This is a genomic window from Psychrobacter sp. Rd 27.2, assembly GCF_001921755.1.
Lineage (GTDB): Bacteria > Pseudomonadota > Gammaproteobacteria > Pseudomonadales > Moraxellaceae > Psychrobacter > Psychrobacter celer.
This window is the reverse complement of record NZ_MRYB01000001.1, coordinates 89,509-111,720: the sequence shown is the minus strand read 5'-3', so window position 1 is coordinate 111,720 and position 22,212 is coordinate 89,509. Positions and strand designations below refer to the sequence as shown.

21 protein-coding genes and 1 pseudogene are annotated in these 22,212 nt (G+C 47.7%); 11 read left to right on the top strand and 11 right to left on the bottom strand.

Features of this window, described 5'->3' with window-relative positions; translation table 11 throughout:
- Window positions 1-13 precede the first annotated feature (13 nt).
- The 5 genes and pseudogenes from BTV99_RS00450 to pilG all read right to left on the bottom strand — a co-directional run bounded on the left by BTV99_RS00450 (window position 14) and on the right by pilG (window position 4,135).
- Window positions 14-994, bottom strand: coding sequence for a protein-glutamate O-methyltransferase CheR (locus BTV99_RS00450; protein WP_083608456.1), 981 nt, complete (start codon window positions 992-994; stop codon window positions 14-16).
- A 57-nt stretch (window positions 995-1,051) separates the two neighbouring features.
- Window positions 1,052-2,125 (bottom strand): annotated as a pseudogene (locus BTV99_RS00445) (methyl-accepting chemotaxis protein); the annotation flags it as partial.
- A gap of 516 nt (window positions 2,126-2,641) precedes the next feature.
- The gene (locus tag BTV99_RS00440) at window positions 2,642-3,172 is read right to left on the bottom strand and encodes a chemotaxis protein CheW (protein WP_075100389.1); all 531 of its coding nucleotides are present in this window, start codon (window positions 3,170-3,172) and stop codon (window positions 2,642-2,644) included.
- Window positions 3,173-3,175: 3 nt separating this feature from the next.
- Window positions 3,176-3,538, bottom strand: coding sequence for a PleD family two-component system response regulator (locus BTV99_RS00435; RefSeq protein ID WP_075100388.1), 363 nt, complete (start codon window positions 3,536-3,538; stop codon window positions 3,176-3,178).
- Window positions 3,539-3,757: 219 nt separating this feature from the next.
- A complete protein-coding gene (pilG, locus tag BTV99_RS00425; protein ID WP_075100386.1) occupies window positions 3,758-4,135 on the bottom strand; it encodes a twitching motility response regulator PilG in 378 nt (125 codons plus the stop codon).
- A 786-nt stretch (window positions 4,136-4,921) separates the two neighbouring features.
- Between pilG and BTV99_RS00420 the strand changes: the two genes are divergently transcribed.
- The 7 genes from BTV99_RS00420 to BTV99_RS00390 all read left to right on the top strand — a co-directional run bounded on the left by BTV99_RS00420 (window position 4,922) and on the right by BTV99_RS00390 (window position 13,853).
- Entirely contained in the window at window positions 4,922-6,223 is a 1,302-nt protein-coding gene (locus tag BTV99_RS00420) for an efflux RND transporter periplasmic adaptor subunit (protein ID WP_075100733.1), read from the top strand.
- Window positions 6,224-6,540: 317 nt separating this feature from the next.
- Entirely contained in the window at window positions 6,541-7,263 is a 723-nt protein-coding gene (locus tag BTV99_RS00415; protein WP_058025471.1) for a response regulator transcription factor, read from the top strand.
- Between the two features lie 98 nt (window positions 7,264-7,361).
- Complete coding sequence (locus BTV99_RS00410; protein ID WP_075100385.1) at window positions 7,362-9,608, top strand: sensor histidine kinase; 2,247 nt, start codon at window positions 7,362-7,364, stop codon at window positions 9,606-9,608.
- Between the two features lie 287 nt (window positions 9,609-9,895).
- Complete coding sequence (locus tag BTV99_RS00405; RefSeq protein WP_172953126.1) at window positions 9,896-10,666, top strand: methionine ABC transporter ATP-binding protein; 771 nt, start codon at window positions 9,896-9,898, stop codon at window positions 10,664-10,666.
- Between the two features lie 18 nt (window positions 10,667-10,684).
- The gene (locus BTV99_RS00400; RefSeq protein ID WP_075100384.1) at window positions 10,685-11,371 is read left to right on the top strand and encodes a methionine ABC transporter permease; all 687 of its coding nucleotides are present in this window, start codon (window positions 10,685-10,687) and stop codon (window positions 11,369-11,371) included.
- Window positions 11,372-11,539: 168 nt separating this feature from the next.
- Window positions 11,540-12,499: a MetQ/NlpA family ABC transporter substrate-binding protein gene (locus BTV99_RS00395; RefSeq protein WP_075100383.1), complete on the top strand. Its 960-nt coding sequence runs from the start codon at window positions 11,540-11,542 to the stop codon at window positions 12,497-12,499.
- 505 nt (window positions 12,500-13,004) lie between these two features.
- Window positions 13,005-13,853 carry an aldo/keto reductase gene (locus tag BTV99_RS00390; protein WP_075100382.1) on the top strand — a complete coding sequence of 283 codons (849 nt, stop codon included), beginning with the start codon at window positions 13,005-13,007 and terminating at the stop codon, window positions 13,851-13,853.
- Between the two features lie 256 nt (window positions 13,854-14,109).
- Here BTV99_RS00390 and ccmE read toward each other — a convergent pair whose 3' ends face one another.
- The 5 genes from ccmE to ccmA form a co-directional block, all read right to left on the bottom strand.
- On the bottom strand, window positions 14,110-14,610 hold the full coding sequence (gene ccmE, locus BTV99_RS00385) for a cytochrome c maturation protein CcmE (RefSeq protein ID WP_075100381.1): 501 nt from the start codon (window positions 14,608-14,610) through the stop codon (window positions 14,110-14,112).
- A gap of 392 nt (window positions 14,611-15,002) precedes the next feature.
- Entirely contained in the window at window positions 15,003-15,215 is a 213-nt protein-coding gene (gene ccmD, locus BTV99_RS00380; RefSeq protein WP_075100380.1) for a heme exporter protein CcmD, read from the bottom strand.
- Window positions 15,216-15,231: 16 nt separating this feature from the next.
- Complete coding sequence (gene ccmC, locus BTV99_RS00375) at window positions 15,232-16,020, bottom strand: heme ABC transporter permease CcmC (protein ID WP_075100379.1); 789 nt, start codon at window positions 16,018-16,020, stop codon at window positions 15,232-15,234.
- Window positions 16,021-16,218: 198 nt separating this feature from the next.
- Entirely contained in the window at window positions 16,219-16,932 is a 714-nt protein-coding gene (locus BTV99_RS00370; RefSeq protein ID WP_075100731.1) for a heme exporter protein CcmB, read from the bottom strand.
- 60 nt (window positions 16,933-16,992) lie between these two features.
- Window positions 16,993-17,622 (bottom strand): heme ABC exporter ATP-binding protein CcmA, encoded by a 630-nt coding sequence (gene ccmA / locus BTV99_RS00365; protein WP_075100378.1) that lies wholly within the window; start codon window positions 17,620-17,622, stop codon window positions 16,993-16,995.
- Window positions 17,623-17,833: 211 nt separating this feature from the next.
- Here ccmA and BTV99_RS00360 point away from each other — a divergent pair, with 211 nt between their 5' ends.
- From BTV99_RS00360 to BTV99_RS00345, 4 genes are all read left to right on the top strand, one after another.
- Complete coding sequence (locus BTV99_RS00360; protein ID WP_256713691.1) at window positions 17,834-18,961, top strand: hypothetical protein; 1,128 nt, start codon at window positions 17,834-17,836, stop codon at window positions 18,959-18,961.
- 142 nt (window positions 18,962-19,103) lie between these two features.
- Entirely contained in the window at window positions 19,104-19,952 is an 849-nt protein-coding gene (locus BTV99_RS00355) for a YbjN domain-containing protein (RefSeq protein WP_075100377.1), read from the top strand.
- Window positions 19,953-20,071: 119 nt separating this feature from the next.
- The gene (locus BTV99_RS00350; protein ID WP_075100376.1) at window positions 20,072-20,989 is read left to right on the top strand and encodes a histone deacetylase; all 918 of its coding nucleotides are present in this window, start codon (window positions 20,072-20,074) and stop codon (window positions 20,987-20,989) included.
- A 56-nt stretch (window positions 20,990-21,045) separates the two neighbouring features.
- Window positions 21,046-21,252, top strand: a complete 207-nt coding sequence (locus BTV99_RS00345; protein WP_075100375.1) for a DUF2905 domain-containing protein — start codon at window positions 21,046-21,048, stop codon at window positions 21,250-21,252.
- A gap of 149 nt (window positions 21,253-21,401) precedes the next feature.
- Here BTV99_RS00345 and BTV99_RS00340 read toward each other — a convergent pair whose 3' ends face one another.
- Window positions 21,402-22,175: a sulfite exporter TauE/SafE family protein gene (locus BTV99_RS00340; protein WP_075100374.1), complete on the bottom strand. Its 774-nt coding sequence runs from the start codon at window positions 22,173-22,175 to the stop codon at window positions 21,402-21,404.
- Window positions 22,176-22,212: the final 37 nt, after the last annotated feature.

Below are 22,212 nucleotides of genomic sequence, written 5' to 3'. Positions count from 1 at the left end.
GAAGGCACGAGGTTTAAGTGTTGGTCTTTTGCCACACATTAACCTGTGGGTGCGCAATACGGCGCATATTTGCAGGACGCCAAAACAGCGCCTCACCCGGAGCCAATACAATGTATCCACCGGGAGCACACTGCGCTGACAGCCGCGCCAAAATATCACGCTGATCAAATTTGCGAAAATACAGCAGCATGTTTTGGCAAATAATCACCTGCTGCAGATGTGGCGTGGGTGGTTGCTGCTCGATAATATTATGTAAAGCAAAGCTTACGTGTGATTGCAGCGTGGGGGCAACTTGCCATGATGTCTGTATCGTTGTAGCAGGCATCGCGGTATCTGCCAAGCTCGATGTAGGCGTTGGGCGGCTTGCTGATAACGGATACACATACGGCTGACAGTGCTGCGGAATCAAGGCCTGCTGACGTTTGTCATATTGCGCCAACCGTGCTTTTGCCAGTGCTTGTTCACTAACGTCAGTGCCTAATATCGCAAACCTCGTCAGCTGCTGCGCCGCCAGACTCATGGTCAGCGACCACGCCTCTTGCCCACCGGCACAGCCCACACTCCAAATACGAAACAACTTATCTACGCCGCTTACCCCATTAGCACTTATCCTATCGGCGTTTAGAACTAGGCTTTGATGCTCAGCGGCGCACTGGGTCACAAAATCTATCGAAGGCTGATGTCGAAAAAAACGGCTTTCGTGGATAAGTACTTTGTCCAGCAGCTGTTGACGCAGCGCATTGCTTTTGGGCAGCTGATACCATAGCTGCTTGACGCTTAAGCCATGCGACTGGGCGGTATGGTCAATCGCATTTTTTAACCATTTTAGCTGGGCAGCTGGTAGTACAAAGCCCGTTTCGTGCTCTATATACCGCCGCCATTGCTGCGCATCAAAATGCTCGTTTTGCATTACCTTCTTACCCAGCGCAGCGCTACTTGCTTTAACAAAGCTGCGGGTTGGTTGATTAAGATCGTCCACATGACCTGCTATCATTGTTATGCACCGTTACTGCACCTGTTTGCCGACTCAGGCTCTGGCACCAAATACTTATCAGACGCTCTCTGATAAGGCCTCTTCAGACTCTAGCGTATCAGCGTCCAACAACTCATCGTCATTTGAGATTTTAAACCCAGTGACGGACTCTTGCAGTGCGGCTGCCATCTCACTCAACTCGCCGATAGAGCGCGCGGTCGCCATGGTACCTGATGAGGTCTGTGACGTGATGTCTTGAATGACGTTCATGGTATGTGAAATATGGCCTGCAGATTCAGCTTGCTGCAATGCCGCGTTTGAGATGTTTTGGATCAAATCAGCGAGCGTGTTTGAAACGCTTTGCACTTCTTCTAGTGCCTCACCGGCGTCTTTTGCCAGACGTGCACCGCGTACGACTTCAGAGGTCGTTGATTCCATCGAAACGACCGCCTCATTTGTATCTGCCTGAATGGTTTTTACCAGTGTTTCGATCTGCTTGGTCGCATTGGCTGAACGCTCAGCGAGGCGCTGAACCTCGTCAGCAACGACCGCAAAGCCTCGGCCTGCCTCACCTGCCATCGACGCCTGAATGGCCGCGTTCAATGCCAAAACGTTGGTCTGATCGGCAATGTCATTAATCAAGCTAACGATATCGCCAATCTCTTGTGACGACTCACCCAAGCGCTTGATACGCTTTGAGGTTTCTTGAATCTGATCACGAATCACGTTCATACCTTCGATAGAGCGCTGTACTACCTCGGCTCCGTTATAGGCAATGGCAACTGAGCGCTGGGCCACGGTCGCTGACTCTGAGGCGTTGTTAGACACTTGGTCAATCGACACCGTCATCTCATTAATCGCCGCCGACACGCCAGCGATCTCTTGTGCTTGGTGCTCAGAGGCTTCGGCCAGTTCTACAGCGTTCATCTGTGTTTGCTCTGATGATTGCGAGACGCGCTCAGCGGTACTGTTAATGACCAGTACCAGCTGACGCAGCTGGTCGATGGCAAAGTTGACTGAGTCGGCAATCGCCCCTGTAAAATCTTCTGATACAGTCGCATTGACGGTCAAGTCCCCTTCTGCCAAGTCGCCTAGCTCATCGAGTAGACGCAAAATAGCGATCTGGTTACGCTCGTTTTCCTCTTGGATTTGACGAGCACGCTCAGACTCCGCCTCGGCTTCTTGACGGCGACGTAGGGTCTCTTTTTCGATCAAGATGCGCTCTGAGCCGCCCCGTTGTTTTAAGATTTTATATAGGGCAAAGAAAATACCTAGCATGCCTATGATCAAGACCACCACAGGCAGAATGACCGATTGATTAAAGTCAGAGAAATACTGACTCACTGACGATACAGAGTTGCCTAGCCAAATCAAACAAGCCACGCTTATCGCCACAAACAGAACCAGCAATAAATTCCATTCACTATAGGCATCTTTGCCATCCGCTGTGGTTTTGGGCGTACCAGCTACAGGTTTTTTTATAACATCACTCATCTTACGTATTCCTTTCAAACAATCGTCAAAGTCTTATCGTGACTGACTTTGACAATCTTATTGTTATCAAAACAACGATCAACAAAGCCTGTATGAATGCTGACATCCAACCGCATCATGTCAGTCGCTAATCCTCTGTCTTTATGAATGAGACAGATTCTGTATTATCGACAGTTATATTGCCGCATCACTATACTGCAAATCCTGCGCTAGTAAGCTTGGCATGAAAATATACCAATCTTGCTCATTTTTATAAAACTTACCGTGATTATAAGGCGCAAATGGTGAGCTTGGCTCGATGGCCTCGGCGCGATATTGGTCACTGGTAAACTGCTCAATACCGATCACCTGATCGACGAGCAAACCTGAAAACAGGTTGTCGTGATCGATGACAATGACCTTACGCTGACTCATTTGCGCTACACGGCTAGGTACTTGTAAAAACTGTGACAAATCCGTGATCGGTAATAAACGACCACGGATATTGGCAATACCTAGCATCCAAGGCTTCACTAAGGGTAAGCTGGTATATTCTGGCATGGCCAACACCTCCGATACCTGACCCATTGGCGCCACCAAACGCTGTCCGCCAACCTCAAATACCACACCTTGCCAGTCATATTCTTGCCCACTGCGGCGACCACTTTTGCGCGCGCGTGCCAGATCTGCTAGACGCAGAAGCTCAATAAACCCTTTGGAAGCCACAAGCTACTCCATTACTCGACGAATGATATTGACCAAGCTGCTCTCGTCAATGGGTTTGTTCATATACTCTTTAGCGCCTTGACGCTTACCCCACACACGGTCTGTTTCTTGGTTTTTGGTACTGATCATGATCACTGGGATATGGGCGGTGGTTTTGCCGCGGGTGATCTTGCGTGTCGCCTGAAAACCATTCATCTCTGGCATCACCACATCCATCAAAATCACATCTGGCAGATGATCTGCTGCCATCTGACAGCCCTGCTCCCCATTGGTCGCCTCCAACACTTGAAAATTGTTTTTGGAGAGCATGTCGCGAAATTTCGCCATTTCAGATGGCGAGTCGTCAATGACTAAGACGGTAGTCATAGGATTTTCCTTTATTTACGAAGATATCCATTTGGATATTCAAATATATTATAAAGACCAACTGCTACAGCCTGTGCTCCAAATACTCATGATCACACGCCTCTCACCGCAGTGGTTACTCGTTGTCAAGCGGCTAGCAACAGCCGTACGTGATATCAAAACCTGCACAAAATATGCCACGCTCAAAGATAGTCTGGCACATTTATTTTGACCCTTTGTCTAGCGGTATTGGTTGATCGCGTCAAACAGCTCGTCTTTACTAAATGGCTTGGTCAGATACTCATCAGAGCCAACAATACGGCCGCGTGCTTTATCAAATAAACCGTCTTTAGATGACAACATGATTACAGGCTTGTCGGCATAATCAGGGTTGTTTTTAATCAAAGCACAGGTTTGATAACCATCTAAACGTGGCATCATAATATCCACAAAAATAATATCGGGATTGTTATCGACAATCTTTGCAAGTGCATCAAAGCCATCAATAGCAGTTACAACTTCGCAGCCTGCCTTTTGTAACAAGGTTTCTGCAGTACGGCGAATGGTTTTGGAATCATCAATCACCATCACTTTTAAGCCATCAAAATTATTTTCCATTCTCATTGTCCTATGAACGACTATGGGTTTGTCACGCGATCTATCAACACAGCTGTTAGGGTATTCTCAATTGATCATTTATTGATTATGGGCTTGAGACGACCTCTGCCATCTATCTATATCGTAGCGGACCTATCTTTTCTTTTATGAGTATCTGGCTTTTATCAGTCCTGAGCAAAAGTAGCCCCGCCATCTGGGTCATGATAGGCAATTTATGATGGCTGAATCGATTGACGCTCAATCCGGTGGCCAACCACCAACCACTGTGCTTAGCGTGTCGCCAGATAAAGGTATCTTAATGCATAAAAAACATTAAAGCACTTTGCCATAAACTATCGTCATCCTACTTTTTGATAAAAACAGGGCAAAAAACTCACCAACTTCATGATATTTCTGCATTATATAGAATCAACTACCACATTGCTGAATAATTTTCGATTGTGATAAAAATGTATCAATATATTTTGTTATGTTTGTTTTAGCACAGTTGTTCATGCAATTCCAGTGATTGAAAAAATTATGTTCAGACTGACCAGTCTCCTAGCTAATAACTTAAATAGCTATCCAAATAATTACCTAAGTGGTTATCTAAATAGCTACCTATAGTCATACTGCAGTCATGCTTCTATCAGCAGGTTGTTAGCAGGTTGTATGGCTTAGCATTTGGCAATCATGATTGCATGACGACCGGCAATGTTTGGTCACTGTACAATCAGCTAGCGTACAATCGTTTCACCTCATAGGATTTCACTATATAATAAAACGATGATTATAACGGTGACTGCTATGACAGCTTTTCAATGGTTAAAAAAAAGCCCGTACTTACTTAGCGTTTTGCTGCTGCTGGCTTGTCAGCCCTCCCCGCCTACCGATGAGCCTGTCACAGCAGAAAACAGTGAGACAGTAGATAACCCACTGATCATCAGTGATAGCACGGTGACGATGACGCCAGACCATATTCTAAGTATCAAACCATCGCGCTATCAACCCAGCCTCGGGCTACAGGGCAATATACAGCCGATCAAACAAAGTCAGTTTGTCGCCGCCCAGCCGCTGTATGTCGAACAGGTGCTGGTCAGTGAGGGTCAGCAGGTCGAAAAAGACGCGCCTTTGCTTATCGTCCGACAGCTGGACATGACCAGTCAAACACCTCCCGAGCGCTCAGATGAGATAAATACAAAGCCCGATGGCAACTCAGCGCCGCAAGCCGAGAATGCAGCACCGCAAACCAAAAGTGCAGCAAAAGGCCCAGCTATTGAAAAAACCTCACCTCGTCCGGATCAGACAAAACAAGCCACCATAGAGGACGCGGCCGCCGAGCCATCGGCCATCGATGGCAAGTCTACCTCTGCTAGCAAAGCCACCTCCGACAACAACCCTGCCTCAGCCAAGCTGCCGCGCCAAAACGACACGGATGCAGACGCTGCGACAGACACATTGGACGACGACGCCTCAGAGCATTCGTCATACCAACTTATCACGGTGCGTGCCAGCTTCGCTGGGCGGGTCGCGCAGTTAAACGCCGCCGCAGGACAGCAGCTCGCTGCACGTACGCCCTTATTGCAGATCGCTGATGAGACCAAGCTATACTTTGTCGCAACCGTGCCTATTCAGGCAAAGCCGCAGCTATCGGTAGGACAAACGGTTAATTTTACAACCGCTGAGCTGACAGATCAGTTCACCGGTCAAGTCAGCAAACTGGTCGAAGCCCCGCACCCCAAAAAGCTGCTGGTCCATGTCAATGTGATCGATAACGAGAGCAGTCGCAAAAAACTGCTGCCTAAGATGCAGGTCACGGGTCGGGTCAACTATGGACAAATCGATGTCGGCACTATCGTGCCTAGACGCGCCTTACATGATGTGAACTTGACAGAATTGCATTCACCACCATATAAACCTCTAAGGCCATTGGCGGCAAATGTGTGGATCATCGGACAAGATCAGCGTCTGACGCGCCAGCCTGTAGAAGTGGTCGAGTTTAACCCCACCTCTCAGCAGTATCTGATCGCAGGCATCAGTAATGACAGCTTGATTTGCTTGGCCGATTTACCGCTTGATTCTAAAGGCAAAAAAGTCATTGTGTCTTAATGGCTTATGCTGGCAGTTACATTATGTAGAAACATTAACAAAGCTTGTCTTGTTTTGTCACAGCAAAATTAGGCACTATGTCTTTATTATTAGCGGTCTTTATTATTAGCGCGTTTACAGCAAGCATACGTATTTAAGCGTATGCATATTTACAAGATAGCACCTTTAAATAGTGCCTTTAAATAATGTCTTTAAATAGCACATAACACATTCAGACGTTTGGCATAACAGCGGTCGCATCTGATGTATTTATCAGAATGACTGTACAGAGCCGTATAAACGCCTGACCCATGATAACAACAACTAGAGGATAACCCATGAGTAAACAGATCTTATTAATAGAAGATGATCCAGATTTAGCAGAATTGATCAGCGACTATCTGACCATGAATTATTACGACGTGCATCACGCAGGGCTTGGTCAAGAAGGTCTTGACTTACTAGATACCAAAGAGCGTGATATCGATTTGGTGGTGCTTGATTTGATGCTGCCCGATATGGATGGTATGCAGGTCTGTCAAAAGATTCGTGGCAATAAAAACAACATGACCAATAAGGTACCTATTATCATGTTGACGGCCAAAGGCGATACCACAGATCGCGTGTTGGGCCTTGAGATGGGTGCCGATGATTATATCGCCAAGCCTTTTGAGCCGCGTGAGCTATTGGCTCGTATCCGCGCCGTGATTCGCCGCCATGAGCAGCCAAACCAAGCAGACAGCCAGTCAGATAGCTTGACCTTTGGCCGCTTAAGCGTATTCCCTGACAGTCATGAGGTGACGATTGATGATGAGCCGGTACGTTTGACCACGCATCAGTTTCAATTACTACACTACTTTGCCACGCATTCTGGTAAAGTACTCAATCGTGAGCAGCTCTGGCAGGCGATGCCAAATGATGACAGCTCAGACAATATCGACCGCGCCATTGATGTGCATATTTCACGTCTGCGCGCCTTGATTGAAGACAACCCTCGCCAGCCCAAACGTATCATCACCGTACGCGGCGTCGGTTATCAATTTGCCACCGATCAGGTCTGATTGTTTGTTCATATTATGAGCGGCAGCACGCTATAAACGGCAGACTGTATGGTAGCCGTTTTGAATCGTTATAAACGTCTGATAATAGAGATGGTTTAATGCAGCACTTGGGTTTTCGCTCTTTATTTGCCAAGCTATTTGCCAGTGTGATGCTGGCGCTTATCTTATTTGCAGTGGCGATGGTGCTGTTGACCCAGCTGGTCCATGATAAAGATGCGGGAATTCGCTCAGAGGTATTGGCCACTCAGATCTTAGGGCAAATCGATCCTTTTTTGCATGAGCTAAATACCGCCATTAGCAAAGACAACCGTTTGCAGTCGCGGTTTATGCTGGCGGTCGTCAAAAAAAGCTTTGATATTTTTGACGAGTCTTTACAGGCCAAGATGGGGCTGTATGACAGTGATGGTCATTTGCTGATGCAAACCGACCACAGCGATTTGCCATTAGAGCTGCCGCCTACCCCGTCTTTGTTATCACGCGTTTTCCCTTCTTTTTCTGATAACGCCACGACCCAGCAAGCACAAGTATATAGCAGCACAGGCTATACGCTGCTGTACGAACCGCGTTTACCGCCCAAAAAACCAGCCCTTTCTGCGGCATTGAACCTATTTACCGGCACCTTATTGCTGCTGCTTATCATGGCAGGGGTTTTGTGGATTATTGCTCGCACCATGACGTGGCGTATCAATCAGATGAGCCAGCAGATGACGCAGCTGGGTGATGGTGATTTTACCGTGCGAGTCAATGCGCGCGGTAATGATGAGATTGCTTCCTTGGCGCGCGGTTTTAACCAAGCGGCACAAAAAATCGAGCATTTGGTCGATGCCAATAACTTACTGTTGGCGCATGCCTCTCATGAGCTGCGCACACCCATCACGCGTATTCGCTTGCAGATTGAGATGATGGACATGCTGGCAGGCGCGCTGCCTTCTGATACCAAAGAAAAGTTTGATAAACGCGCCCAAGCCATCAATCGCGATTTGTCTGGGCTCAATGACTTGGTAGAAAGCATCTTACTGGTCAGCCGCTTGGATGCAGGTCATGCGTTGCAGCAAGTAGAGCGCCTAGATCTATACGATCTCATCAATCAAGAGCGCCAACATTACCCTGAAGCGACGTTGATCGGCGAGCACATCGTCATCGATGGGCAGGCCTCTATGCTAACCCATTTGATTCGCAATCTATTGACCAATGCGATGCTACATGGGGTGCCGCCAGTGACCGTACTGCTATATGGCGTACAGACCATTGACGAGGCCGATAGCATCCCTGACTACCTGCTGCAAACCCTCATTTGCAGTAGTTTCGCCGACTATAATAGCTCAGACTTTGACTCCTATGATGAGACCGCGGCACCAACCCGAGAGGATGGGCGGGCGGCATCAGCGCAAGGCGACGATACCGCGCTCACAGATACCGCCGCGGCTGAAGCAGACATGACAGAGACGGTCATAGCCCTGCCTGCACCGCCTATCTACAAAAACGGCGAAACGCTCGTTGACGAGGCCGCTGTCGTTAATGAGGCAGATAATACTGATGCTACTCACACTGCGGTCGACACGACAAACGACAACGCTGCTGACCGTCCTAACCACGATGCAACACCAAGCTGCGAGACGCATCAGATTAAGACATCTGTAGTAGGGGCGGATGACACGCTTGCAACGGAGACGGATGACAACGCTCTCGCTTCGGCCAATAACCATACCGCTCTTAAACCAAAGGACGCGCGCGCATCGCTATCTGTGATGACAGACTATCAGCGCTTTACCTCTGAGTTTGCGGACAAAATCAAAAAAGTCATTTGGCGTGCGGTACCTGAGAGCGCGGCAGCAGCGGATAGTGACATTACAGTACAGAAAACCAAAGACAGTCTGATGAGCAAAGGTATCAATGCGCTAAAAAATGGCCACAGCCAAAAAAGCGCCATCGCCGATGGTACAGCCACTAGCGATGATAGCAAAAAGCCAAAAGACCAAAAAACCAGTAGCAAAAACGCGACGCAGCTTGACGGGGAAGCTATGGACGCGCCGCGCAAAGAAGGTTTGTTTACCAAGCATCTCAAAAAAACCAAAACAGAGCCTGAACGTCCTCTGCCCAAATACGCGGTACTGGCCGTCATCGACGAAGGAGCTGGCATCCCTGAAGAAAAGCGCGAAGACGTGTTTAGCCCATTTGTGCGTTTGCAACAAAAAAACAAAGGCTCAGGGCTGGGGTTATCACTGGTATCACAAATCGTCACCGCGCATCAGGGCCGTATCATCACTGATACCATCAATGGCCATACAAGGTTTTTGGTCATACTGCCAGTCAAGCATAATCCGCACTATCATCCAAATGGCTAGGACGTGTTCTTATCTTGCTAGCGCAAACCCCTCTATTAAGTGCGCCTATCTAGTCTTCTTGTCAAAAACTGCTCTTATTATCTGCCTCTTTTCCTCGCCTCCCCCGCCTAATCGCTATTCATCATAAGCGGGTCGCGGATGCGCATATCCAAAGTACCCGATAATATGCTATATTAGCGCCCCTTATTATAGGGTTATGAACGGTTGTTTTTTTGCCTCTTAGATGACGATAGAGGCAAAGCAAAGCGTTTGTGACATTAAAAAAACCATTGAATTTTGAGCCCTCCATGAATGACATGATTGTCTTAAACGATGTGACCAAAAGTTTTTTAAGTGACCGCTCAATCAAAGACAAAGATGGCAAGCCCCACTGGTTTACTGCTGTCGAGCCGACGTCACTGTCCATCCAGCAAGGTGAAATCTTTGGCCTAATGGGCTATTCAGGTGCCGGTAAATCCACCTTGTTGCGCCTGATCAATATGCTCGAGCGTCCAGATTCAGGTCAGGTCATCATCGATGGCACTGATTTGACTACCTTATCAGCCAGCGACCTACGAGTGGCGCGCCACAATATCGGTATGATATTTCAACAGTTTAATCTCATGTCCAATCGCACCGTCTTTGACAACGTGGCCTTTAACCTGATGGTCGCAGGCTATCCGCGTCGTGATATTCATCAGCGTGTCATGGACTGCCTGGAGATTGTCGATCTGACTGATCGTGCCGGTCACTATCCAGCGCAGCTCTCAGGCGGCCAAAAACAGCGCGTTGGTATCGCCCGCGCGATAGCGCCTAGTCCAAAGGTGCTACTGGCCGATGAGCCGACCAGTGCCCTCGATCCTGCGACAACTCGTAGCTTGCTCACCTGTCTGCGTGATATCAACGAGCAGCTAGGCGTGACCATCGTCATCGTCACCCACGAGATGAGTGTGATTCGCAGGCTTTGCGACCGCGCCGCCTTATTACACCAAGGCAAGCTGCTTGAGGTTGCAGACGTAAGAGATGGTCTGATTCAGGCCACCACCCCGATTGGCCAAGGCTTAGTCGTTGAGGACTAATGAGGTAGGAGAAATAATATGTTAACTGGTACGGAACTATCCGCCTCGATCGACAAGCTGTTTGCGCTGCGTAAAGAGATTGTGACTGCGTTTATTGATACCTTTATCATGCTGGGTATCTCAACGACGGTTGCCATTTTGATCGGTGGGCTATTTGGAATATTCTTATTCTTATCCAGCGATAGACAGTTTTTGCAAAATAAAACACTATATGGTGTGTTAGGCGGCATCACCAACTTTATGCGCGCCTTCCCGTTTGTGATTTTAATGATTGCGATGAGTCCATTTACCAAAGCCATCGTCGGTACAGGTATCGGACCGATTGCCGCCTCTTTGGTGCTTGCGATTGCCGGCTCGTTTTATTTTGCCCGTTTGGTCGAGCAAAACCTGCGTGAAGTCCCGCGCGGTATCATCGAGGCCACCGAGTCGATGGGCGCTCGCCCCTTTACTATTATCAAAGTCTTGCTCAACGAGGCGCGCTCAGGTCTGGTGCTGTCGGTGACTATCTTGTGTATCAGCTTGCTGTCATACTCTGCGGCGGCTGGTATGATCGGCGGCGGCGGTTTGGGCGATTTGGCCATTCGTTATGGTTATTATCGTTACCAAACTGAGGTGATGATTTTTATCGTGATTATGCTGTCGATCATGGTCATTGCTATCCAAGCGTCTGGTAACTGGCTGGCCAACCGCCTAGACAAACGTTAAGCCGCTTTGGCAAATACTTGACATTGCCAGCGACTCGGTTTATTTTTGGCAGTAATGAATCCTCTTAGCTCTTATCATAAAAAGCAGCATTACTATGTAGAATGTTGCTTTTTTAATGCTCAGGCGCGACTCACATAACCCAATCCCATGTACGAATAAGGAAATTTTATGAAATTAACAGATATCAGCCGTCAGTTGGCCACTGCCTTTGCAACCGTTGGTATGACAGGGCTCGTATTGGTGGGCTGTAACAACTCATCAGCGCCAGAAGCCAACAAAGAAGCGGCGACTGAAAACACCACAGCCCAAACGGCGGACAGCGATGTCGATCCTGAGCACAGCAAAATCGTCATCGGTACCACTGAAGGTGACTTTGCCGACATGGTACGTAACCAAGTCAAAGGCGCGCTAGAAGAACAAGGTTATGACGTTGAGCTCATCGCATTTACCGACTATGTTCGTCCTAACTTGGCGCTGGCTGAAGGCGACTTGGATATCAATATCTTCCAGCATAAGCCTTATCTTGATACCTTTAAAAAAGAAAACAATCTAGATTTGGTTGAGGTATTCCAAGTACCGACCGCCCCGCTTGGTATTTATTCAGGTAAAAAAACCAGCCTTGATGAAGCCTACAAAGGCATGAGTGTCTCAGCACCAAACGACCCAAGCAACTTTGCGCGCGCCCTTGTGATGATGGACGACCTTGGCTGGATCACGCTAAAAGACAATATCGATCCGTTGACAGCCTCAAAGACTGATATCGCGGATAACAGCAAATACGACATCAATATCATTGAATTAGAAGCCGCACAGCTACCACGTGCCCGTGATGAAGTTGATTTTGCGGTGATTAATGGTAACTATGCCACCGACTCTGGTATCAAATTGACCGAAGCACTGTTTCAAGAGCCAAGCTTTGCTTATGTCAACTGGTCAGCGATCAAGTCTGCCGATACTGGCAAAAAATGGGTAGAAGACGTCACCAACGCCTATAACTCAGAAGCCTTCAAAAAGTACGCGCATGAGACATTCCCGGGCTACAAATACCCAAAAATCTGGGATGAAAACGCCACTGACGCAACCGAAGCCCCTGAAAACACGGCTGTAGAGGCCGAAGCGGCGCAGTAATTTATAACCGTGCTTCCACGTCTATAAAAGCGCCCAATATCAATCGATATTGGACGCTTTTTTTGCCTATCTCTCATCCGTCCGCTACGCTTCTTACGCCTTTGCTCTACTGTCTTTTCTGACTCTTGTGATTACACTGACAACGTTTATCTATAAGTCAGGCGGCTTTAGAGCGTGCCTTCACCTCAAAAATAATGATAAAAATGACGTTACAGCCTGTTTGTCCTTTGTAGGAAAGCGTCAACCGACCTTTTACTTTATTCTATTTTTTTCTATAGTAGCTGGGTTGCCGCGTTGTTCTGTTAGGACAAGTTTTACAATCAACACTATGATACGACTGTTATTTATTCAGGTTTAAAAGCCTCTCACTCAGGTAGTGACATTGATAGGTAGTGATAGGTAGTGACACTGAATTTAGTGCTTACTTGTTTAGAGAACAGTTATATAAAGAACACTTATATAAACAGCTATAGAACCACACTCAACACATAATAAGGATAATAATATGAGCAAGAAAACTTATAATATTCGTACCGCAGGCCAAGCCAATATTCCTGTGCTAGGACTAGGTACTTGGCAATCAACAGGCCAAGACTGTATCGATGTCGTCAGCCAAGCGTTAAAAATGGGCTACGAGCACATTGATACTGCGCAAGCTTATGACAATGAAAAAGAGGTCGGAGAAGGTATCAAGCAATCAGGCGTGGCGCGTGATAAGTTCTTTTTGACCACCAAGATTTTCCCTGATGATATGAAGTTTGAGCCAGAAAAGCTGATAGCAGCCGCTAAGCGCTCATTAGAAAACCTAGATACCGATTATGTCGATCTGCTATTACTGCATTGGCCTGATGATCGCGTGCCATTGTCTGAGACCATTCCTGCGCTGTGTGCACTACAAAAACAAGGGCTGACGCGTCATATTGGGGTTTCTAACTTTAATATCGCTCATATCATCGAAGCCAAAAAACACGCTGATGTGCCTATTGTCGTCAACCAAGTAGAGTTTCATCCGTTTATCAAACAAAACACCCTGCAGACTTTTTTGAATAACCATCATATTTTATTAGAAGCCTATTCGCCACTGGCGCGCGGTGATGTGTTTGACAATGAGGTCATCAAAGAGATTGCGGATAAGCATGGCGTGACACCTGCACAAATATCACTGGCTTGGATATTATCGGACAGAGACCGTGTGGCCATTCCCAAGACGTCCAATCCCGACCATCTACAAGGCAACTTGGATGCCATCGATGTCCAGCTTAGCGCCGATGAGTTAGAAAAAATTGGCAACTTGGCCCGTAGCGATGGCCGTAAGATAGAGCATCCTGACTATACGCCTGAATGGGATGACTAGGGCGTATCCTCGATTCAATCGATAGCCATCTAAATGGGCTAAAAATGGCTAAATCTGACCAAACGGCGTCAAATAGCTGACTACTATCTCGATAGTATCTGCGCTATTTTCCTTGTTTACCGGCGATTTATCTCACTTTTATCGCCATTTTTGAAATGAGGACACGCCCTAATGTTTTTATCAAAACCCACATAAAAAAGCGCCGCTAATCAAATATTAGCGGCGCTTTTGCGGTCAGTGTGGCTATTTTTGAATGCTACTGCTGCAGCGTTTGGGTCTCATGGATTGGCTCTGCTGGATTGTACTGCTCAGAAGGCGGCGTCAATCCATTGCGATTGTTTTCTTTCATAGATTTGGCAACCTCAGGCGGCATGTAGTTTTCGTCGTGCTTGGCCAGCACTTCCCCTGCGACAAAGGTCTCGCCTTGCATTTTACCTGTGGCAACCACGCCTGAGTTTTCAGCGAACAAATCTGGCAAGATACCTTGATAAGTCACAGGCACCGTCGATTCAAAATCGGTAATCGCAAACTCCACACTCAGCGGATCATTTGGTGCCCGCTGCACGCTGCCAGCGACGACCATACCTCCAGCACGGATACGCTTATTTTGCGGCGCTTCCCCTTGGGCGATGGCCGTTGCATCAAAATAGTAGTCAGTCTGCTGCCCAATGGCATAGATGACCAACGCCACGGCTATCGCGGCTCCTGCCAGCGTAAACATCACCCACATCAGTTTTTTGCGACGAACTGCGTTCATACCACTACCTCATTGATGAGTCACTGTCTTATAGTCAAATCATTCTAAAAATAACATAGTGCTATTGGGATAAATGTTGCGAGCATCGAACGATAACAGCACGCAAGTAAAATCTATACCAGTAGCGCGTTTAAATCTAAAACGATTTTACTTGGAACTGACCATATCAGTCATATCCAATGCAATATAAACCTATAAAACAGAACATATTAAAGAAACCACCATTAGAAAAACCTTTTTTAAATATTTTTCTAATCGTACTTTCTAGTGGCTATATAGTAGCATTTTTTGCGTCAATCAATAAGCCCCCAAGCCTTTATATCGCCATATAGTGACGATATAGACACCCTGCTCTTGCGAGCTAAACTGATGATATACAGATGGTTTTTTGACTACTTGGTTGTAGGATTGGAGGTGTTGGCAGTACGCTGTGCTTGCCGCGCTTGCTGGATGGTCAATTGCTTAATCAGCGCTTGTCGTTGTCTGCGGCTATAAAAAATAAAAGCCAGCACCACACCCACGGTAATCGCCCAACACGACCAGACAAACACGCCATGCTTACCCATGGCGATAAACTCAGACACGCTGTAAAAATAAGGCTGCATCATCATCTCCTAGCCGTTATTTGTTTTGTCCACGAATATATTCTTTGACCCAAGCCTTGCCTTGATCACGGTACAAAATCAAAGTATTGGTGCGATAAATCGCCAAGGTCGCTACCAGTAAATAGCTACCGACGACCATGAGCAGCAGCGGCATCCACATATCGGCTGACATTTTTGGTGCGGCGGTCAAGGTAAAAGTTGAGCCTTGGTGCAAGGTATTCCACCACTGTACCGAGTATTTGATAATCGGCAGGTTGACCGCACCGACGATAGACAAGATAGCTGCCGCTTTGCCGCGGTTGGCGGTATGCTCAAAGGCGGCAAACAGCGCCATGACGCCTGCGTACAAAAACGCCAAAATCAGCATCGAGGTCAAACGCGCGTCCCAGACCCAATACGTCCCCCAAGTGGGTTTTGCCCAAATAGAGCCGGTGATTAAGCTGATCACACAAAGCAAAAACCCCAGCGGCGCAAGCGCTTGCGCCACCAAACTGGCCGTCTTGATTTTCCAAACCAAAAAGATAACCCCCAACACTGCAAGGGCAAAATAGATGGAGATGGCCAGACTGGCTGCCGGTACGTGGATAAATATAATACGATAGCTGTTGCCTTGTAAGTAGTCAGGCGGCGCAAATGCCAGCCCCCAGACACTACCGATTACAAGGCAAATACTGGCAAGTATGGCAAGCCACTTGACCCAAGGCGCAAAAATGCGAAAAAACTGCTTGGTACCAACAGTGGTCAAAAAGCCTTGCCAAATGCGCTGCCACAGGCTAGGAGATGAGACATTATTCAGGTTGGGCATGGGGATAAACCTATTTACACAGCATAGTGGTTTGACAGATATGGCATCATGGGCGCTACGACATCATGATTGCTACTATCCGCTAACCTGCCGGCGTTAAACACTGGATAGAATCTACAAGTGACTTGTTTGTATCGTTAATTGGCTATTATAGCAAAGTTGCCCGTTTTCAACATGCTGTTGATATAAAGGTTTTTTTTAATTGAGCCACGCCATCTTTAAGGTCACGGCAATCACCCATGGCATCACGAGTACCGAGATGATGCTACCAGCTAATAACAGCGCTAGTATCGGCAAACCATTGAGACCTGTGGCAAACAAATCCACCGCGCCAGTGGCAAAAATCAGTACCGGCAGCTGCATGGGCAAAGCTATCAGCGGCACCAGCACGGCACCGTTTTTTAATGACAGTGTCAAACTACTGGCAACGGCAGAGAGCATCAGCAGCATCGGACTGCCAGTGACGATAGAGGCCAGCAATATCCACGCCTCAAACCAGCTAAGCTGAAATAGCGGCACCGCCAATAAGCTGAGCACCGCCACAATACCGCTACTAAAGATCCAGTGTATGACTAAGCGGACGAGCACCCATAACGGTAACGAGGCTCTGGCAACGACCAACTGCGCCAGCGTGCCATTATCGAGCGCGGGCTTAAACAGCCCATCAACGCCCATCACCAGTGACAAGAGCGCGGCAATCCACACAGCAGACACGCCCAAACGCTGTAACAGCGCAGGCTCACTACCGATGGCCAGCGGAAACAAGGTAATAATCACTAAAAACAGTACGAGCGGATATAACCACTGTACCGCTCCTTGCTGCTTGACCTGCCATTCGCGTCGCCAGAGCTGCCCAAAGCTGATACCGCGCGTACCGTCGGAGGTATTTGAGCGCGGCTTTGCTGCTTGCATTGGTGCAGACTGTACTGGGCTATCTGTCATGATCCATCCTTTTACTGAGACTCATCGCCCTTATACCATATAATCTGACAAGTCGAGCATTTGATTGGCGACGCCGACGGCCTGATGGCTGGTCATTAATATCGCGCCGCCCGCACTGGCAAAGTCGCACAGCCTATCCTCCATTCGTGCCACCATATCGACATCCAGCGCGGTAAATGGCTCATCAAGTAGCCATAATGGTGTCACCGCAGGCGTCAATAAATACAATCTGGCAAGAGTAATGCGCCGCGTTTGTCCAGCGGATAGATGGCTTGAGCTTACGGTCTCAAAGCCTTGTAATCCTACCCAAGTGAGAGCGGCATCAATGTTATCGGTGCTTGGCGCGATGCCATATAGATTGAGCAAAAACGTCAAGTTTTGTGCGACCGTCAGATTAGGATGGATACCCAGCTGATGCGAGACATATAGCGGCTGTACAGGTAAGCTCTCGACGCCTTGGTAGCGTACGGTACCTGTCAGCACCGGCAGTAGTCCTGCCAGCTGCATCAGCAGTGTCGTCTTGCCCGTACCATTGGCACCGATGAGATGGCAGATATCCCCTGCAGACAGTGTGAGCGCAACCTTTTCGCATAGGGGAGTCTCACCGCGCTGGACGGTCAGCTTATCGAGCGCAAGTAAGGGTGCATCCAGTGCCGTCATCAAATCTCTCGTTATTTATTAAGCGTTAGCAATATTCATCACAACAAAACACCGCGTTCGTGACATAATAGTTGATGCGCTTACCATTCACAAAAACTTGCCTGTGTCCCCTAAATGAATAAGGCTGACACCGACAAACGTATTTTTTGGGGTTGATATTACCCCAACCACACAGTATAACAAATTGTCCATCACTATGACCTCAAAACCTATGCCGACTTCACAAGATAACCCTAGTTTAGAAACCCACCCTGCTCCCTCTCAGAGGCAAACAGCAGATGTCCAGCCAAGCACTCAGCCAAATAGCCAGTCAAACACTAACGCTGGCGCGCCTCTCAGTCTTGATAGTATCATCGAGGCACAAGTTGGCTTTATGCAGCAATGGCTTGGTGCACAGGCGGATACCTTGAGCGTGCAGGCATGTCAGTGGTTTGGCGAGCAGCCATTATGCCAGTACCTACAGGCTGATGATTTAAAGCGCCTCATCAATGACGGCTTATTACAGCAGCCGATGAGCGACGTCATGCGCACCGATATCCGTGATATCTTGCATACCATTATCTACCATCCGATCAATGACAATGTCCCATTGTCTGAGCTGATAGATGACGCCCAAGTCGAGACCCTTGCCAGCTATATCGGCCGTCATGACGAGCAGCGCAACGCCCTTATTCATACGCTCATCGGCAACGAGACCTTTGCTGACCTACTCACACAGACGCTTTATCACGCTATCAATGATTTTATGGAAAATACGCTCGATAAAGCAGGCGGCGTGGGCAAACTGATGAAGCTTGGCCGCAGCTCGTTTGAAAAAGCCACCAATAAAAACCTAGATGAAAAACTGCAAACTTATTTGCACCGTAACATCAAAGACTTGACGCAGCGCGCAGAGACCAACGCTCAAACGCACTTGTCTAACGATGAGGTCGCGCGGCTGTTGGTCATGGGCTGGTCACGTATCAAAGACCTACCGATCAGCGAGATACAGACATACCTAAATGACGAGGCCGATAATAACAGTATCGAGCATATCGAAGCCAGCATTCAGCAAAGCTATAACCGCCTGCGTTTATCGCCCTATCTGCGCAGTCTAGTAGCAGCCAGCATCGACACGTGGTACAGCAATCATCAATCAGACACCATTGCGGCAGTGGCGGCAAGCCTACCTATCGATACCTCGCTCGCCTCACCACTGAGCACAGCATTCCGACCGATCATACAAGACGCGCTTGACAGTCCATGGTTTACCGCTCATATTCGTGAGATGCTACAAGCTTTTTATGCGCAGCCTGCTATCAAAGCTTCGTTTGCGGGGCGCGGCGATAAGCTCCGCTAATCACCCAGCGCGGTAGATGATAGGGGCGGCGTAGCAAACAGTATGGTCATCGGCAAAGTGACATTATTGTCTTTACGGTATTATCTTTACTGTATTGCCTTTACTGTAACGCCCTTACTTCTCTATCGGTCATGGCAATCTTATGAGCCAACGTAACAAACTCAGCTTATGGCAACGACTCAAGCGGCTGCTGACAGAGGCCGCGCCGCCTGCTGTCGTCGATGACGATAATGACGACTTGCGGCAAACCACGATCGATGATGAGCTCAATGGCAGGCCGTTATCTAGCGACAAGCCTGCTAGCCGTCTAGACAGCGATCAAAAAAACAATCAAAACAGCAATCTAAATAACGATCTAAAAAGCCATGTAGACGCCTCTGATAATGACAGCAAGCCTGTCGGTACCGCCCCTCCTCAACCTACGTCAGATAGTACTCATCAGCCGCCCAACTCTACCGACACTCATATCGATATTGTCGAGTGCTTAAAACAATACTTTGAGCAAAAACAATGGCACTATGTCTACTATCGCCCAAGCAAAGGCGATCAGCGGCAGTCGCATCATTTGTCGCTAAAGATGCAACATAAGCAGCTAAGCTGTGGCTATTTGTTTCGTGTGCCAGCAGAAAACAAACTGCTGGCCGTATATGGCATATTGCCTTTTTTGATTCCAGAGAGTCACCAAAGCGCCGCGATGCTATTGATTACCCAAATCAATTATGACATGCTGATTGGCAATCTAGAGATGGATATCAACGATGGCGAGATACGCTATAAATATGCTATCGATGTCGAAGCCGTCGGTATCAATGACGATATCATTGAGCATGTCTTACAAAGCGTCATCGCCATGACCACAGTCGCCCATGAGCTGTTTTATGATTTGATCAATCAGCAATATCCTGCCGAAGACATGCAGACGTTACTGACAGAGCTAAGGCAGCAATCGGATTCGCGAACCTTCTTTTTACCAACTCAGTATGTGCAGTAGCCCACTGATTCTGATGGCTATCCGTAGCTTTTACAATTCCTCACCAACCCCTTATTTTCAAAGCGTTTAAACTTATCTATCCTTAAAAACACTTTTCAAAAAAGACATGCTTTAACACTATGCTAAAAATTGCCTATTCTGACGTGTTTCGTTATAGCGTGCCTGACAAGCACCGCTTCCCTATGCAAAAGTACATCATGATTCCTGAGCGCTTGCTTGAAGAAGGCACCATCACCCATGATAACTTTTTTGCACCAAAACGTCTGACAGAAGAAGAAATCTTAACCACGCATACAGCGGACTACTGGCATAAGCTCAAAACCCAAACGCTACCTCGTAAAGAAGCGCGACCTATCGGTTTTGAGATGACCGAGGCTTTGGTTGATCGGGGTCGTCATATCGCTCACGCCACTTATGAATGTGCGCTATATGCCCAGCAGTATGGGGTGGCGATGAATGTCGCAGGCGGCACCCATCATGCGTTTGCCGATCATGGCGAGGGGTTTTGCGTGTTTAATGATGTGTGTATCGCCAGTAATCTACTGCTTAATCGCAGGCAGGCGCAAAAGATTTTAATCGTGGATTTGGATGTGCATCAAGGCAATGGCAACGCCAGCATTATGGCGGATGAGCCGCGTGTTTTTGTCTTTAGTATGCACGGCGCTAAGAACTATCCATTTCGTAAAGAAATATCCGACTTAGATATTGAGCTGGATAACGATACGGGTGATGCAGAGTATTTACAGATATTAAAAGACACTTTGCCGCGTTTGATCAGCGAGGTTGCACCAGATATGATTTTTTATCAGTCGGCGGTCGATGTGCTGGCGACCGATAAACTGGGTAAACTTGGCTTAACGCAAGATGGTTGTAAGGCACGCGATGAATATGTGCTTGAGCAAGCAAAAGCCGCTAGCATTCCAGTTGCTATCGTCATGGGCGGTGGTTATTCAGAAGATATTGAAGATGTGGTCGAAGCGCACTGTAACACCTTTCGCATCGCTCAGAAGCTGTATTTCGGTGAAATGGCTGGTTAAGGTTCAGCGCATGTATGGTCGATACAAAAGAGTAAAATAAGATTAGCGAGGCTTATATGGCAAAGATATTGATTATTATAGGGGCTGTACTGGTCATTATCGGGGTTATTTGGCTGCTGTTTCCTAGCGCATTTTCTTGGATAGGTAATCTGCCAGGCGATATTAAGCACACCTCAGGCAATACTCGGGTTTATTTTCCAGTGGTCACTATGATAGTCATCAGTGTTATCGCAACCATCGTGTTAAATTTATTCAATCGCTAACCTGAAAAGCACTCCCTATAGTCAACTTACTTTAAACCGAGTCAGTGCTATTGGGAGGTTTTTTGCGCAGCATCGAACGATAGCAGCACCCAAGCAAAATTTATACCAGTAGCGCATCATTATTGATGGTGCGATTTTATTCGTATTGACTACAAAAACGCCATCACCCCCTGCCAGCCCACACGCAGCCCCAATACGGTGAGAATCACTAAAATAAGCTGACGAAAGCGTGCTTGCGGCAAATAACGACGCAGGCGGATACCAACCAGCAGCATCGCTATAGACAGGATGCTAAGGATCGCTATCAGCTGCCACTCACCACGGCCAAGCGCCATGATTGGCTCACGCAATACGATGATTTGAGCGATTTTACCTAAGAAATAACACATATTGCCGACTTTGGCGATGGTGTTTTTATCATTGCTGGCAGAGAGCAAATACATCATCAGGATGGTCGACATCGCGTTGGTCGCACCGCCAATAACGCCTGCACTAAAACCTACGATAATCAGTACTGGCTTGCTATCAGGCAGGCGAATTTGCTTACCAAGTAAGCTACTGACCACATAATAGCCAATGACCGCCGCCAGCAGTACTAAGATGTACGCGCTATCGACCCACAGTAGTAGCTTTGCCCCCAAAATACTGCCAAGCAGACTGGTCAACGCCAGCAGCCAGTAGCGTCTGCCATAATAGATAAAGTTTTGCCAAATACTACGGCCACCGCCCGCCAGCCACGTCAGCGCGTTGAGCACTAATGACGGAAAAATAATCAGTACAATGGCGTATGGCAGCGGGTACATGCTCGCAAGCGCAGTGGTGGTGACCAAGGTGACGCCCAGCCCACTGATACCATGCAGCAGTGATGCTAGCGCAAAGATAGCCATCAGTAATACGGTCTGGGTACTTGTATCATCCATCATACTTACCACACCGCCTTAGCGCCCGATTTGACCCAAC